The sequence below is a fragment of the Mycolicibacterium hippocampi genome (assembly GCF_010723735.1).
Classification (GTDB): Bacteria; Actinomycetota; Actinomycetes; order Mycobacteriales; family Mycobacteriaceae; genus Mycobacterium; species Mycobacterium hippocampi.
Genome location: NZ_BLLB01000002.1, coordinates 1,750,692 through 1,764,803, shown reverse-complemented (window position 1 = coordinate 1,764,803; position 14,112 = coordinate 1,750,692). Strand labels below are relative to the sequence as shown.

Here is a 14,112-nt window from a genome sequence, read left to right as displayed (position 1 = left end):
GGGTTCCCGAATGACGTCCCGGCTAACCCGCCGCGCGCTCGGCGGCGAACGACACGGTCACCTCGTCGGTGACCTTCATCGCGCCCATCATCATCGAGTAGGGCTTCAGCCCGTAGTCGGAGTGCCGGACCACGGTCTCACCGGACATCCTCCACGCGTCGGCGAGTTCGTCGACGTGAAGTTCGACCGTATGCGGGCGGGCTGTGTCGCGGATCTCCAGCACCCCTTCGAGGCGGTAACCGTCGTCGCTGCGGGTGATGTCGGCGGACTTGAAGCTGACCTGCGGGAACTTCTCGGCGTCGAGGATCTTCAGCGCGTTGGACCGAGCCAGCGCCTTCTCTGGACCGGAGAGTCCTTTCACGCCGCCCTCGCCGCGCAGCACCTCCAGGGAACCGACGTCGACCGTCACCGCCAGCTCGGCGGGTTCGTCGTCGACCCAGCGCACCGTGGCCCGCCACGACATCGTCAGGGTCAGCCGGTGGCCCATCTTCGCCGCCGGGCCGGTGACCCCGGTGGTCACCAGCAGCTCGCCGTCCGAGGAGTCGAACTTCCACACCGCCGCGGCCGCCATCAGCTGAATGTAGCCCCATCGGCTTTGACGGCCGGGGAATGTCCCGCAACGATGGATGGCAACTCAGACGCGGAGGTCAGACGGCACATGCTCGATATCAGCCCGTGGGTGTGGGGTGGGACGCTCGGCGTGATCATCGCCCTGCTCGCGGTGGACCTCACACTGGCCGCGATCCGGCCGCACCGCGTCGGGTTCAAAGAAGCCACCGCGTGGTCGGTGTTCTACATCCTGGTCGCCGTGTTGTTCGGCGTGTGGTTCACCGCGACCTACGGCGGGACCTTCGGCACCGAGTACTTCGCCGGCTACATCGTCGAGAAGAGCCTGTCGGTCGACAACCTGTTCGTGTTCGTGATCATCATGGCGACCTTCGCGGTGCCCGAAGAGCACCAGCACAAGGTGCTGACCTTCGGCATCATCCTGGCGCTGATCATGCGAGCGATCTTCATCATTCTCGGCGCGACGTTGCTGGCGCTGTTCTCGTTCATGTTCCTGGTGTTCGGCCTGCTCCTGATATTCACCGCGATCCAGCTGTTCCGGCATCGCGACGAGGACCCCGACATCGAAAGCAACATCATGGTCCGGGCCACCCGTCGTTTCCTGCCCGTCACCGACGAGTATCACGGCGGCAAGCTGGTCACCCGCATCGACGGTCGCCGGATGTTCACACCACTGGTCGCGGTGCTCATCGCGATCGGCAGCGTGGACCTGCTGTTCGCGCTGGACTCGATTCCCGCCGTCTTCGGCATCACCGCCGAGCCCTACATCGTGTTCACCGCGAACGCGTTCGCGCTGCTGGGTTTGCGCGCGCTGTTCTTCCTCGTCAAGGGTCTGCTGGACCGGCTGGTGTACCTGTCGACCGGGTTGTCGATCATCCTGGCGTTCATCGGCGTCAAGCTGGTGCTGCACTGGGCACACGTCGACATCAACCCCAGCGTTCCGGAGGTGGACACCTACGTCAGCCTCGTGGTGATCGTGGTGATCCTCGCGGTGGTGACCGTGGCCAGCCTGATCAAGACGCGCCACGACCCGACGGCAAAGGCCCATCCGGGCTCGCTGCGTGCCACCCGGGACGACGACAAACACTGAGCGTCCTGAGTGCCGTTGAGACTGCACTCACGGCGGAGAATTCCGAGTAGATCCCGCCCTCAGCGCAGCCTCAACGCGGAGAATCGAAGGCATGGCGATCAAACTCGAAAACGTCGGCATCGCTGTCCGGGATCTCGAAGCGACGACAGCCTTTTTCACCGACCTCGGCCTCAGGGTGGTAGGCCGTGACACCGTCAGGGGCGAATGGACCGACACTGCCGTCGGTCTGGACGGCAACCACGCCAACATCGTGATGCTCGAGACTCCAGACGGTCACGGACACCTTGAGCTCTTCGAGTACATCCACCCCGAAGCCATCGAGTCGAATCCCACACGCCCCAACGAGATCGGCATGCACCGCGTGGCCTTCTCAGTCGACGACATCGATGAAGCCCTCGAGATAGCCGCAAGACACGGCTGTCATCCGCTTCGCGGCGTGGCGAACTATGAGGGCGTCTACAAGCTCACGTACGTTCGCGGCCCCAGCGGCATCATCGTGATGCTTGCCGAGGAGCTTCAGAAGAATTGACGGCAGCCAGAAGGAGCGCTCAACAGCGGCTGAGCAGCTCACCGAGTACGGCCTCGAAGCGCTCGGCCAGGCCCCACAGGTCGTCCACCAGTTGCGGGCAGGAGATCAGGCCCACGTTCAGCGTGCCCCCCATCGACATCACCGTCACGTTCAGACCCGAACCGTGGAAGATCGGACCGAGCGGGAACAGCGCTGTCACCTCGGCGCCGCAGCTGTACAACGTGTCCGACGGTCCCGCCACGTTGGAGATGATGACGTTGTGAATGTGCGCCCGCGTCAAGGGGGTGCGCGACATCAGCCCCAACATCCACCCGAACATTCCCCGGGAGATCATCGCAGCCAGATCCACCAGCAACGCCGGACCCAGCGATCCATTGTGTTCCTTTGCGCACGTGCCTGATTCGGCGATGGTGAGCAGCCGCTGCACCGGATCGTCGACATCGGTGTGCAGGTTGCAGAACATCCCCGACAGCTGATTGCGGCCCGGCCGGTCGGTCAGGCCCTGCACCGACGACGGGACGACCGCGATCAGCGGCTTGTCCGGCAGCTCCTGCCGGTCGGCCAGGAAGCCACGCAGCGCACCGGAGCACAGCGCCATCACCACGTCGTTGACCTTGACGTCGAACCGGTTCTTCACCTTCTTGACGTCGTTCAGGTCAAGTTGGGCCAGCGCGATGGAACGCTCCGAAGTCAGCTCCGCGTTGAACCGGGTCGCCGGCGCGGAGAACGGCGCCGCCATGGCCTTGCCGTTGACCGCCCGATCGACCGTCTTGACCACCATGTCCGCCGTACCGGGGATCACCTTCGTCAGCTGCCACGGACGAGTTATGAAGCGCACCAGTCCATCTGCGGCGATCGCCCACGGCGCCGCATCACCGGGCCCGTCGACGGGTTCGGGCAGCGCAGCGTCGAGGTCGAGATCACACAGTGTGTTGAGCAGGTTGGCGGCCGAGACGCCGTCGACGACGGCGTGGTGCACCTTGAGCATCAGCGCCAGCCGGCCGCCGTCCTCGGGGACGGTGCCGCCGACACCTTCCATCACCCACATCTCCCACAGCGGTTTGCTGCGGTCCAGCGGCACCGAGCCGATGTGGGCGCACAGGTCGGCCAGTTCCTTGCGTCCGCCGGGGGCGGGCAGCCCGATCCGCTTCAGGTGGCGGGCCAGGTCGAAGTCGCGTTCCTCCACCCACACCGGGTGGTCCAGGTTCAGCTGGCTGTCGGCGAGCCTGGCCCGCAACTCCGGCAGCGCCTGCATCCGCGAACCCAGGTCGTCACGGAACCGTTCGAACGTGTAGCCCCCCGGCACCGTGGAGGTGTCCAACTCGACGACCGAGCAGATGTTCAGCGGGATCCTCGACGATTCGCTGTACAACAGACCTGCATCCAGACCACTCAGCCGTTCCACCCGGCGGGCGTACCCCCGGGGGCCGTCATCCCAAACCCCAGCCCCTCGCGCGTTGAGGCTGCGCCCACGGCGGTGTTTCGGGCAAAAAGCGCGCCGTCAGCGCAATCTCAACGAAATTTGTCGAAGGTGACGACCTCGCCGCGGTTGATCGACACCCAGTCCCTGGCCTCCAGGTACGGGCGGAAGGTCTCCGCGATCGCCTGCTGGTCAGCCGCTGTCTTCGGCCGCTGGAGCTCGTAGAGGTGCGGGAACTCCGTCCACGCGACGACCGCGTCCCACAGCCGCAGCGCCGCATCGCCGGACGGCGGGTCGATGAGCACCGGCCCGAACAGGCACTGCCCGTCCGGGAAGAACAATGTGGGCACGCCGTAGCCGCCGGCGGCGACAACACGCTGATGGTCGGCCATCACCTCGTCGCCGGTCGTCGGGTCGGCGATCGCCTGGTCGACCAGTCCCGGGTCGAAGCCCAGCTCTTCGAGCAGGTGCCGGGCGACGGCCTTCTCGTGCGGCTTGTGTCCCTCGACGTGCAGCGCCCGCGCCGCGCGCTCGTACCAGGCGTCCACGCCGGCCATCGACTGCCGGCGCAGCAACGCGCCGATGCGCATCATCGACCAGCCGTAGGACCACTCCCGCTCCCACGGATGCTTCTTGCCTTCCTGACGGTTGATCTCCTCGAGGCTGAAGAACCGCCAGTTCACCTCGAGTCCGGTCGAGTCGCGCACCTCGCGGATCCACCGCGACGTCTGGTAGGCGTACGGGCACATGACGTCGAAGTGAAAGTCCACGAAGTCAACGGAGACAGGGCGGTTCGTCACATCGTGAACCTCAGATTGCGGGCGGCGCGGTCGCCGAGTTCGTCGTCGCCGGTCCAGCTGATGGCCCCGGAGTCGATCTGGGCCTGCGGGTCGATCCGGCCGCAGGCCAGTTGGATGAACGTGGTGGAGTCGGTCGTCACCGTCACGTCCGGGTGCTCCAGGTGCTCGACCCGCGCGGCCCGACCGTCGACGGCGACGTGCAGCCGACGGGGGAGGGGTCCGGTGAGGTCGAAGGTCAGGCTCTTGCCGTCGGGCAGGCCGACCTTCTTGCCGACGATGTAGCCGATCGAGTTCTCCACCTCGGCCAGGGCGATCTCGGCGGCGACGCCGGTGTCGTCGGTGGCCCGGCCCAGCGGGGTGGTGATGTCGCGCTCGTGCACCCAGAAGTCGAAGACCCGGATCGCGAGGAAGCGGCCATAGGTACCGGGGCCGACGGGCGTCCAGCAGGGACGGTCGAGGTCATCGTCGGACAGCGCGGCCAGGTCTCGACGGCGGAGGTCGTAGACGGCACGGACCTTGTCGGGGTATCCGGCGGTGTCGGCGAGGAATTCGCCGGCCTTTTCGAACGGCGGCGGCGTCGTGTCGTCGTCGGGCAACCAGCCCGCCATGACGGCTTCGATGCTGGTCACGTGGTCGACGACGTCGCGGACCGTCCACTCGGGGCACAGTGACTGCGCCCGCCAGTCGTCGTCGCCCAGGTCTGCGCACAGGGTTTCGAATGCGGCGTAGCAGTGCTGCAGGGCGCCACGCAGCTCGTCGAGGCTCCTGGCGTTCGGCTTGCCCACGACCTCTCCTCCGGTTGTTCCCCCGCCACATGTCTAGCGTTGAGACTGCGGCGGCGGCGCCGAAATGAGCAAAAAGTCCGCCACCAGCGCAGCCTCAACATGTCAGTGGTCGTTCGTAGTGTCTGTTCATGGCAGCACGACGGCAGTTGACCGACGGGGAGGGTTTTGTCGCCTGTTTCATCCTGGTGCTGATCGTCGGGTTCATCATCAAGTACATCTGGTGGGTCGTCGGCGCGGGGGCGTTGGTGGGGTTGTTCTTCGTCGGCCGCGCGGTGGCGCGGGAAGTGCAGAAGCGGCGCGAGCTGGCCGAGAAGCGCGAGTTCGAGCTGCGGCGTCGGGCCGATCGACAGCACCGATGGATGCTCAGCGGTGACCCGCGCGCGATCTACGGCGAGAAGGGTGCCGCCGCGATGCGCAAGGTGGCACCCTCTCCTGAGGGTGACGAGCCCGTCGCGAGGATGGCGACCACGAATGCTGAGCTGACGGCGCTGGAGCGGGACAAGCCGCAGGCGTGGGAGTGGGCGCTGTTCACGTCGATCCTGGTGCAGCGCAGGACTCCCCTGCTGCCGCGACTGCGCGACAGCGAGTTGGGTTTCATGCCGGCCGATGGCATCCGGGTGTACACCGGTCCGGAGTTGGCCCGCACGCTCATGGGGTTGATCGACGAGATGCTCGCGACCGCCAACCAGCTCGAGAGTTTCATGGCCGCACCGGCGTTCATGGCGCCGTTCCGCAGCTCGGGCGAGGATGACACCTGCGATGCCGAGGCGATAAAGCACGTCGCCAACCGTGTGATGGACTACCACGAGCGGTTGCTCGAGATCTCGGAACGCTGCCGCGGGTTGTCGGTACCGTCGCAGTACGCCGCCATTCACGCTGATTGTGCACGGCTGCTTGATGTTCCGTTGCAGAGCTACCGCGAGTTCATCGCCGAAATGGTCGATTTTGTCGAGTCCCTGCCGCGGGTGCTGGAGCATGCCACGGGCGTGGTGAACATGGGGGCAGTGGTGCTGGACATGGACTTCGACGAAATCCATGAGAAGACCCGTATCTTCAAGCGGTTGGAGGCCATCAGCAAGTCATAGCCATCGCTGGTTGCAGACGCTGCAGTGCCACTTTTCGGGCTTACGGCAGCAACCGCCGATGTCGAGCCACGGGCCCCACGAGTCCGGATCGTCCGGCATCCCGTACCCGATCCGTTGGGTACGTCTGGCTCCACAACGCGGACATTCCGGATGCTGCGCGAACAGGTACTCGACGAAGCTGGTGAACCCGCCATCGCGCATGGCGTGGTGGCAGAAACGGCAGAGCAGTGCCGGCCAATCCGTGGCTTCCTCCCGCAACAACGCTGCGTAGGCCCGACGGCGTCCTGACGAGTCGGGCGTTCGGATCGGAGACTGAGGCTCGGGGCGAGGAAGCGGGTCGACGGTATGGACATGGACATTGTCGCGAGCGCCGGCGCCTTCGATGTCGATCGGGTCGTCGCAGCCGTAGCAGTAACCACGAAAAGTCAACAGGTTACGAGCCGCAACAACTGTCGAGTGCCCCCATCGGTAGAGCGGCTTTCCGTATACCCGGCTCTCGTGCAAGGCCAGGATCACCCGCTCAGCGTCATCGTCATCGAGGCGCCAGCTCGTGAAAGCATCGGGCAGATCGAGCACCATGGCCAGCGTCGCCAGGTCGACGAGGTCGGCGCGGTACCGCCTCAAGTCGAGCATCGATCCATCAAGGCCACCTCCGTCGCCGATCCGGGCGAGCACGGTCACCACCGACACCGGGTCTGTGCCCAGTACCAACATCGCATGGTCGCCGGGGCGGGCCTCGCCGAACGCGTAGCGCCACGGCCTATAGGGCGAGTCAGGGTTCAGCAGCGTGATGACACCGTCTTTCCAATCGGCAGCCTCGAGGATGTGCAGACGGTGGTGAATGGTTTGCGACATATAACAATTGTCCCAGTCGAGTCTGACAATTCGTCCTTCCAAACGTTTGCCGGGGACGCCGGAGTCGTGCCCTCGACCGGCTCGGGACACGAGTAGTCGCCGCGTAGGGTGCAGCCATGCAGGTTGATGTGATGACCACGCCCCAGCCGCTGCGCGAGATCGGTGACCTCGCCCGTCGGACGCAGGCCGCACACTTCTCGGGGATGCTGTTCACCGAGACCGGCCGTACCGCCTACCTCAACGCCGCGGTGGCGGCGCAGGCGGCGCCGGGTCTGGAGTTCTCGACGGGGGTGGCGGTGGCGTTTCCGCGCAGTCCGTTCGTGACGGCGGCGACGGCGTGGGAGCTTCAGGAAGCCACCGGCGGGAAGTTCCGGCTGGGTCTGGGCACACAGGTGCGGACGCACGTGGTGCGCCGCTACGGTGTCGAGTTCGAGCATCCCGGTCCACGGCTGCGGGACTACGTGCTGGCGGTCAAAGCCTGCTTCGCGGCCTTCCGGACCGGCACGCTCGACCATCACGGCGACTTCTACGACCTGGACTTCATCACGCCGCAGTGGAGCCCCGGGCCGATCGAGGCGCCGGACCCGAAGGTCGATGTCGCCGCGGTCAATCCGTGGATGCTACGGATGGCCGGTGAGGTCGCCGACGGGATCCATGTGCACCCCCTCGGCGAACCCGGGTACATCGCGCGCCAAGTGCTGCCGAAACTGGCTGAGGGAGCAGCGAAGTCGGGCCGGTCGCCGGAGGACATCGCGGTGATCGTGCCGGTGATGACGATCGTCGGCGACACCGACTCTGAGCGGCATCGGGAGCGGGAGTTGGTGCGGGCCAGCATGAGTTTCTACGGCAGCACCCCGAACTACGCGTTCATCTGGGACGAGGCCGGGTTCGAGGGGACGACGGCGCGGATCCGGGAGAAGCAGAAGGCCGGCGACATCGCCGGCATGGCGGCGCAGATCTCCGACGAGCATCTGGCGGTGTTTGCGACCGAGTCGACGTGGGACGGGCTGGCCGACGCGCTGATCGCCCGCTACGGCGGCGCGGCGACGCGGATGGTGCTGTACAACGCGCTGGCAGACCCCGAACGGATCGAACGGTATGGAGCGGTGGCACAGCGTATCTCGGGCGGCCAGTCGCGTTGAGACTGCAATAGCGGCGGGAAATGTCGAGTACGGACCGCCATCAGCGCAGTCTCAACAGTGCTCGGAGGCCTGGCCCGGGGCCGACTCACACGCGGACGACGGTCAACCCCACGACGCCTTCGAGAGCATCGAAGGCACCATCCTGGGTGACAATCGGCAGGCCGCGCGATGTGGCGATAGCGGCGATCCAAAGGTCATTGATGCGGACCCGACGACCGGCTTCGGCGACGTGGATTCGCAGCCGTGCCCACATGCGGGCTGCGTCTTCGTCGACCGGCAGAGCCGCCAGGTCAGCGACGGCGTCGAGGGTGGCCATGCGTCGTGCTCGGATATCGGTTGATGCGGCGGCGAGCACGCCGGTGTTGAGCTCGGACAATGTGATCACCGTCGTCGCCACTTCGTCCGGAATCAGCGACTCATTCAGCGGGCGACCACTTTCCTGGGCGATGAACACCGACGTGTCGAGCACTCCGGATGCAGTCACCGCACGGGCCCGAGATCGTCGGTGGTGTCACCCGCGAGTTCCGCGAGGTCGTTGCGAAGTCCGGGGTCGGCCTGGGCGCGACGCAATCGGGAGACGAACTGATCGCGCGTGAGCCACCGTCGGCGCGCGGGTTCATATGCGATCAGGCGCGCTACGGGTTTGCCATTCACCGTCACGGTGATGTCTTCGCCCGCCTGGACGCGCCGAAGCAAGCCGGCGGTGCCGTTGCGGAGTTCACGCGAAGCGACCTCAGACATGCCACGACTGTAGCACCAGCGTAGCAACTCGGTGAAAGTGACGTGTTGACCAACCTCACCGTCGCAGATCTTGCACATCGCGGCCACATCGACCTCACGGCTGTGAACTTGCGGGCATCGCACGCTTTCGCAGCCGCCACGTCGATTTCGGTGCTAGTCGGTTTCGGGCTCCTTGGTCATCTTCTCGATCGTGGCGAGCGCTTCGGCGGTGAGTTCGTCGCGGATCCCGCTGCGCGCGTGGGCGAACGGAATGAAGCGGGCCAGCAGTTCAGGCGCGTCGAGGACGACCGCCAACGGCACACCGCCGTCGTAGTCATCACGGAACAGCTGCTCGATCCGCGGCACACTCCACCGCAGCGGGTCGCCGGTGGCGAGCAGCCCTTCGAGCAACGGCCCGTGCTCGCGCCGGTCGAACATAGCGCCGCCCTCGGAGGTGAAGAAGTCGTCGCACAACTCCTGGAGGGATTCGGTATCCCAGTCGGGTGACTCGCGTTTGCTGCCGCCGGTGGGCAGCTGGCGGGTCAGCCAGGACAGCAGCGGCCGGCAGCCGGGCCACGTCTCGGATTGGTCGCTGAAGATGGGCAGTTGCGCAAGTCCGTGGTCGAGCCAGGCCCGCGCATCGGCCAGGCTCATGTCGACGAAAGTGGTGTCGGGGTCGGTGTTACGCTCCGCAGCCACGCGGACCACGGTGTCGACCGAATCCGGCACAACAAACGCATCTTTGACGACGGAAAACACGTTGTGGTCGATGAACGCAGCGCAGGTCAGTTCGTCGCCGTTGGTCAGCTTGGCGCCGAGCAGTATCTCGTCGCCGTCACCGAGGACATGCGCCATCCGCACCGCCCGATGCACCTCGACGTCCGCCAGGTCCGTGATCCACGGCGGAAGAATGTCCTGCCGCGCGGCAACCTCCTCGCGGCATCGCTGCTGCAGATCGGTGTCGGCGAGAAGGTCGCCGAGCACGGCCAGCAGAGCGGTCGTCTCACGGACCTGCACGTCGACGAAGCTGTCCAGCAGGCGTGTGAGGTCGACCGTGTCGCGCTGCGGGCGCGACGGCAGTAACGCGAACGGGTCGGGTTTGGTCGCCTGGATGAGCATGCTCACCATGCCCAGCAGGTCGAGCGGATGACCGGCCAGCGCCTGGCGCACCTCGTCGATCAACGGCGTCTCGTCGGGCGTCTCCGGTTCGCGCATCTTGGTCCGCTGCGCATCACGACGTGCCTGCTTGGCTTTGCGGCGCTTGCGTGCCTCGTTCACGGTGCGGACGTTACCCGCGGTCAGCGACAGGTCGAACCGGTCTTTGCGGCCGCTTTCACAGCCGCCACTTCCGTCACAGGCGCGGATCGGAGTGACGTCTGCGAAAAGCGCTATCGCATGCGATAGCTGATCTGCTCACAGGCCATCCCCGCCGTCGGCACCGGGTTCGTGGCGCTTCTCCTGGTTGTGTCGGTCCCGCTGCTTATCGTGATGTTCATGACCTTGGATCAGTCGTCGGATTCTCTGCTTGCGGCGTTGACCAAGGCCCGTATCCCCACGGGGAATCATGAGTTCATCCGACAGTTCCTCCAGAACGTCGGTATCGCGGGCCTCGAGGCGGTCGTGCGGGACGACAAGCCGTACGTGATCGCGAGGCGGAGCGACGGTCTTCTCGACCTGAGGATCTTCCATGGCTTCACAAATGGGTTCCCCTCGGCGGACGAGATCCGTCGCGTTGCCGGTCCTGGCGCGGTGTGCGGGCCGAGCACGCGCGCGAAGGGCACCTGGTATGTCGAACATCCCATCACCCAGGTCCGCCCTATCGGCGAACGGTCCAAAGATGCTCGGCGACAAGGGGGGTTCTGCGGTTGCGGGATGCAGCTGTCTCTGACAGGCGTGTGCGGCAGCTGCGACTAAACCGGAATGTTCAGCCGCCGTGCCAGATCCGGTCCCCCGACGTCCCGGATGAACTCGGGGTCGCCGCACACGACGAGTTGATCCCGGGCACGCGACAGCCCGACGTAGAGCCGTTCACGGGAGCGCTCGAACGCGCCGGCCTCGTTGACGACGAGCACGACGGCCCGACGCTCGAGTCCCTTGAAGCCCAGCACATGGCCGTAGAACACCTGCTCGGCGTCCCAGAAGCTGTCCCAGTACGCCGCACTGCCACCGGCTTGGCGTTCCTTCTGCTCGGGATGCCTTGTGCCGGTGGTCAACAGCGCCACATCCTCAGGACGCCACCCCTGCTCGAGCAGTGACTCGACCTCGTCGTCGCCGACGTCCATCGCGTCCTCGCGCGCACAGGCGACGTACCTGACGGCCGGGCCTTCACCGCCGAGGAACCTCATCGGGTGGTCGACCAGCGGCTGGAAGGCGTTGGCGATCTGTCGGGTGTTGCGCAGGTTGTGATCGAGGATCAGCGGGACCAACGGCACCGGCGGGGATCCGTGCCGGCTGAACACCCGCTGACCCTCATCGGTGAACAGATAGATGCCACTGGTCTCGTCGTCTTTGAGCGCGGCCAGCAGCGGATCCCACCACGCGTCGGCGAAGTCCTGGGCCTCGTCGACGACGATCGCGTCGAACCGATGCCCCGGCTCGAGTTCGGCTGCCAGTTCGGCCATCTGGAGCGGAAGGTCGTGTTCCCAGAACTTGACGGTCTCCTCGTTGCGCAGCGTCTCGTCGGGGCCCTCCGGCGCACCCCAGGTCTTGCCGAGGTCGTGGAACTCGCCCACGTAGGCGGGCTGGTGCCGACGGTTCCAGGTCGCGGTGATGCGTTCCAGGTAGGACGCCAGACCATGCGAGTAGCAGACCAGGGCGACGCGCTGCCCGTCGCGGGCCAGCCGACGGGCCTGCTCCATCGCCAGGAAGGTCTTGCCGCTGCCGGCGCCGCCGCGGATCTCGACGCGGTTCAACAGCTTGACTGCATCGAGGATCACGGACTGGTGTTCGGTGAGAACATCTGCGGCGTCCTCGTTTTCGAGGGCGCGGGCGACGACACTGCGCTGCGGGAGGCCGCGCCCGCTGAGGGCCTCGTTGAGCTGGGCGATGCCGTCGCGGGTGAGCAGCGGCCGGTCGAGTTCCTGGGCGAGCACGATCTCGCGCAGCTTGGTGACCATGGTCGGCAGGTCGGTGCGGTCGATGACCTTCCAGCGGGGACACTCCGGCAGCGCGAAGTCGTCGGGCAGGTCGGTGTTGGGCAGGACGACGACGTGGTCCCAGCGCAGCCGGCCCTGGCTCCAGCGGGGGTCCTTCTCGATGAAGTCACGCAGCGCGTAGCAGGCTTCGCGGGCCTGGCGGACCGGGTCGATCTTGTGCTCGTGGCCGCGGCGCTTCTGCCACCAGGTCTCGCCGTCGTGCCACAGCTCGCCACCCTTGACCTCGACGCAGACGATGCCGGCGCCCTCGATGGCGACGAAGAAGTCGACCTCGTGGTCCTTGAGGTGGTCGGTGACCCGCTTGCCGGGGATGACGAGGTCACCGGGCTCGAGCTGGTCGATCAACAGCTGGTAGACGCGGCGCTCGGCGCCGTTGGCCAGCCGCGGTGTCTCAGCGACGGTGATGCTCATGCTGACGTCCCCCTTCGTCGCGACCGATGGTAGCGAGCGGGGCCGACGTATCTGCCCGTTCCCTGTCGTTGAGACTGCAGCCACGGCGGGAAAACCAGTCGAAACTCCGCCGCCAGCGCAGCCTCAACTACTTGGCTGGAGCTCCGTCGGGAACCGCCAGCGTGTGGATGGTCCGTTGCGACCGGAAGAACTGGCTCGCGAACGATCCAGTGTTGTACGGCAGGTCGTACTTCGCGCACAGTTCCCGCACCCGGACGCTGACCTGCGCGAGGCGGTTGCTCGGAAGGTCGGGAAACAGATGGTGTTCGATCTGGTAGCACAGGTGACCGCCGGAGAATGCCAGCAGCGGCGACGCGGTGAAATTCGCAGCCCCGAGCATCTGCCGCAGATACCACTCACCTCTGGTCTCACCGTCGAGCACCGCCGGGTCGAATGTCTCGGCGCCGTCGGGGATGTGCCCGCAGATGATGTTCACGTACACCCACAGGTTCCGCAGAAGATTCGCGGTGACATTGGCCGCAAGAGTTCGACGCCACCGTCGCAGGCTCAGCGCCGGGAGCAGCACGTAATCCTTGCTCAACTGGCGGGAGACCTTGCCGAAAAATCGGCGTTCCTCCGCAGCCCTGCCCGCCGGTGTGTCGACCCGGTCCCGCTCCGAACGCAGACCGTGCAGCGCGATGCCCCACTCGAAGGTCGCTGCCAGCAACAGGTTTCGCAGTGGCGTGAACAGGTGGGGGCGGCGCCACGGTTGGTCGGGGGTCACCCGCAGCAGGCGGTAGCCGATGTCCTCGTCCATGCCGAGCACGTTGCTGAAGATGTGATGCCGGTAGTTGTGCGAGTACCGCCACTGCGCCGACAGCCCCGCCATGTCCCACTCCCAGCTGGTGGAGTGGATCTCCGGGTCGTTCATCCAATCCCACTGGCCGTGCGAGATATTGTGGCCGAGTTCCATGTTCTCGATGGACTTCGCGTACGCCAACGACGCGGTTCCCAGCCACCACCCGGTCCTCGACCGGCTGCGCGCGATCACCAGACGCGCCCCTACATCGAGCGCGCGCTGGAACAGGATCGTGCGACGGATGTACGCCGCGTCCTTGGCCCCGAGCGACTCCTCGACATCACGGCGAATCGTGTCGAGTTCGTCGGCGATCGCTTCGACGTCTTGCGTGCTCAGATGCATGTACGTGGAGACATCGGCGATCGCCATCAGGGGTGTCCTCGGGTGGGTTGCGTCAGATCGGCGCAGTCCAGCCACCGTCGGTGTCAGGACAGCAGCCTACGGCGTCGGACTTCACAGCGGGCATCCAGGTCCGTCGTGCACCCCTGACCAGCGGTACCCGCGAACGGTCACCTACGTACCGGAGCGCCGTCGGGCAAGGTCTCGTCGGCTGCCGCTGCCCCACTTTCAACGAAGCCCTCACTGGCAATGCATTCGACTTCGGCGCTTCCGTTGCGCGGAACTAGAGTGACCCACACTAGATCGAAATCGCCCCGGACATCGATGAAGCCTTGATGTATGAAGGCGACGCCACCACAGACGCTGGTGTGCTTGA

The 14,112-nt window shown here is 66.0% G+C and carries 15 protein-coding genes; 5 read left to right on the top strand and 10 right to left on the bottom strand.

Annotated elements, in window-relative coordinates:
• Positions 1 to 22: 22 nt before the first annotated feature.
• Positions 23 to 571 (bottom strand): YceI family protein, encoded by a 549-nt coding sequence (locus G6N53_RS09640; RefSeq protein ID WP_205390345.1) that lies wholly within the window; start codon positions 569 to 571, stop codon positions 23 to 25.
• 87 nt (positions 572 to 658) lie between these two features.
• On the opposite strand from G6N53_RS09640, the gene G6N53_RS09635 reads away from it, so the two are divergent.
• Together G6N53_RS09635 and G6N53_RS09630 are read left to right on the top strand one after the other, a co-directional pair.
• On the top strand, positions 659 to 1,657 hold the full coding sequence (locus G6N53_RS09635; protein WP_163888272.1) for a TerC family protein: 999 nt from the start codon (positions 659 to 661) through the stop codon (positions 1,655 to 1,657).
• 91 nt (positions 1,658 to 1,748) lie between these two features.
• On the top strand, positions 1,749 to 2,186 hold the full coding sequence (locus tag G6N53_RS09630; RefSeq protein WP_163888271.1) for a VOC family protein: 438 nt from the start codon (positions 1,749 to 1,751) through the stop codon (positions 2,184 to 2,186).
• Between the two features lie 19 nt (positions 2,187 to 2,205).
• Here G6N53_RS09630 and G6N53_RS09625 read toward each other — a convergent pair whose 3' ends face one another.
• The 3 genes from G6N53_RS09625 to G6N53_RS09615 form a co-directional block, all read right to left on the bottom strand.
• Positions 2,206 to 3,591, bottom strand: coding sequence for a WS/DGAT/MGAT family O-acyltransferase (locus G6N53_RS09625; RefSeq protein ID WP_163888270.1), 1,386 nt, complete (start codon positions 3,589 to 3,591; stop codon positions 2,206 to 2,208).
• 107 nt (positions 3,592 to 3,698) lie between these two features.
• Positions 3,699 to 4,406 (bottom strand): mycothiol-dependent nitroreductase Rv2466c family protein, encoded by a 708-nt coding sequence (locus G6N53_RS09620; protein ID WP_163888269.1) that lies wholly within the window; start codon positions 4,404 to 4,406, stop codon positions 3,699 to 3,701.
• Positions 4,403 to 5,191, bottom strand: a complete 789-nt coding sequence (locus tag G6N53_RS09615; RefSeq protein ID WP_163888268.1) for a maleylpyruvate isomerase family mycothiol-dependent enzyme — start codon at positions 5,189 to 5,191, stop codon at positions 4,403 to 4,405. The genes G6N53_RS09620 and G6N53_RS09615 overlap by 4 nt, the downstream gene beginning before the upstream one ends.
• A 128-nt stretch (positions 5,192 to 5,319) precedes the next feature.
• On the opposite strand from G6N53_RS09615, the gene G6N53_RS09610 reads away from it, so the two are divergent.
• The gene (locus G6N53_RS09610; RefSeq protein ID WP_163888267.1) at positions 5,320 to 6,276 is read left to right on the top strand and encodes a hypothetical protein; all 957 of its coding nucleotides are present in this window, start codon (positions 5,320 to 5,322) and stop codon (positions 6,274 to 6,276) included.
• On the opposite strand, the gene G6N53_RS30170 is transcribed toward G6N53_RS09610, so the two are convergent.
• On the bottom strand, positions 6,271 to 7,131 hold the full coding sequence (locus G6N53_RS30170; RefSeq protein WP_237166472.1) for a hypothetical protein: 861 nt from the start codon (positions 7,129 to 7,131) through the stop codon (positions 6,271 to 6,273). The genes G6N53_RS09610 and G6N53_RS30170 overlap by 6 nt on opposite strands.
• Positions 7,132 to 7,247: 116 nt before the next feature.
• On the opposite strand from G6N53_RS30170, the gene G6N53_RS09600 reads away from it, so the two are divergent.
• The gene (locus G6N53_RS09600; RefSeq protein WP_163888266.1) at positions 7,248 to 8,273 is read left to right on the top strand and encodes a TIGR03617 family F420-dependent LLM class oxidoreductase; all 1,026 of its coding nucleotides are present in this window, start codon (positions 7,248 to 7,250) and stop codon (positions 8,271 to 8,273) included.
• 85 nt (positions 8,274 to 8,358) lie between these two features.
• Here the strand turns inward: G6N53_RS09600 and G6N53_RS09595 are convergent, their stop codons facing one another.
• The 3 genes from G6N53_RS09595 to G6N53_RS09585 form a co-directional block, all read right to left on the bottom strand.
• Positions 8,359 to 8,757, bottom strand: a complete 399-nt coding sequence (locus tag G6N53_RS09595) for a type II toxin-antitoxin system VapC family toxin (RefSeq protein ID WP_205390344.1) — start codon at positions 8,755 to 8,757, stop codon at positions 8,359 to 8,361.
• Positions 8,754 to 9,014, bottom strand: coding sequence for a type II toxin-antitoxin system Phd/YefM family antitoxin (locus G6N53_RS09590; RefSeq protein ID WP_163888264.1), 261 nt, complete (start codon positions 9,012 to 9,014; stop codon positions 8,754 to 8,756). Before G6N53_RS09590 ends, G6N53_RS09595 begins: the two co-directional genes overlap by 4 nt.
• Before the next feature lie 153 nt (positions 9,015 to 9,167).
• A complete protein-coding gene (locus G6N53_RS09585; protein ID WP_205390343.1) occupies positions 9,168 to 10,271 on the bottom strand; it encodes a hypothetical protein in 1,104 nt (367 codons plus the stop codon).
• 216 nt (positions 10,272 to 10,487) lie between these two features.
• On the opposite strand from G6N53_RS09585, the gene G6N53_RS09580 reads away from it, so the two are divergent.
• Complete coding sequence (locus G6N53_RS09580) at positions 10,488 to 10,907, top strand: hypothetical protein (protein WP_163888263.1); 420 nt, start codon at positions 10,488 to 10,490, stop codon at positions 10,905 to 10,907.
• Here G6N53_RS09580 and G6N53_RS09575 read toward each other — a convergent pair.
• Both G6N53_RS09575 and G6N53_RS09570 read right to left on the bottom strand, forming a co-directional pair.
• A complete protein-coding gene (locus G6N53_RS09575; RefSeq protein WP_163888262.1) occupies positions 10,904 to 12,559 on the bottom strand; it encodes a nuclease-related domain-containing DEAD/DEAH box helicase in 1,656 nt (551 codons plus the stop codon). The two genes, G6N53_RS09580 and G6N53_RS09575, sit on opposite strands and share 4 nt — an antisense overlap.
• 127 nt (positions 12,560 to 12,686) lie before the next feature.
• The gene (locus tag G6N53_RS09570) at positions 12,687 to 13,766 is read right to left on the bottom strand and encodes a fatty acid desaturase family protein (RefSeq protein ID WP_163888261.1); all 1,080 of its coding nucleotides are present in this window, start codon (positions 13,764 to 13,766) and stop codon (positions 12,687 to 12,689) included.
• Positions 13,767 to 14,112 lie beyond the last annotated feature (346 nt).

Excerpts from the sequence above, each read along its gene's own strand:
- G6N53_RS09600 (WP_163888266.1), top strand. The coding sequence starts at position 7,248 with ATGCAGGTTGATGTGATGACCACGCCCCAGCCGCTGCGCGAGATCGGT.
- G6N53_RS09575 (WP_163888262.1), bottom strand. The coding sequence starts at position 12,559 with ATGAGCATCACCGTCGCTGAGACACCGCGGCTGGCCAACGGCGCCGAG.
- G6N53_RS09635 (WP_163888272.1), top strand. The coding sequence starts at position 659 with ATGCTCGATATCAGCCCGTGGGTGTGGGGTGGGACGCTCGGCGTGATC.
- G6N53_RS09630 (WP_163888271.1), top strand. The coding sequence starts at position 1,749 with ATGGCGATCAAACTCGAAAACGTCGGCATCGCTGTCCGGGATCTCGAA.
- G6N53_RS09610 (WP_163888267.1), top strand. The coding sequence starts at position 5,320 with ATGGCAGCACGACGGCAGTTGACCGACGGGGAGGGTTTTGTCGCCTGT.
- G6N53_RS30170 (WP_237166472.1), bottom strand. The coding sequence starts at position 7,131 with ATGTCGCAAACCATTCACCACCGTCTGCACATCCTCGAGGCTGCCGAT.
- G6N53_RS09640 (WP_205390345.1), bottom strand. The coding sequence starts at position 571 with ATGGCGGCCGCGGCGGTGTGGAAGTTCGACTCCTCGGACGGCGAGCTG.
- G6N53_RS09580 (WP_163888263.1), top strand. The coding sequence starts at position 10,488 with ATGACCTTGGATCAGTCGTCGGATTCTCTGCTTGCGGCGTTGACCAAG.
- G6N53_RS09570 (WP_163888261.1), bottom strand. The coding sequence starts at position 13,766 with ATGGCGATCGCCGATGTCTCCACGTACATGCATCTGAGCACGCAAGAC.
- G6N53_RS09590 (WP_163888264.1), bottom strand. The coding sequence starts at position 9,014 with ATGTCTGAGGTCGCTTCGCGTGAACTCCGCAACGGCACCGCCGGCTTG.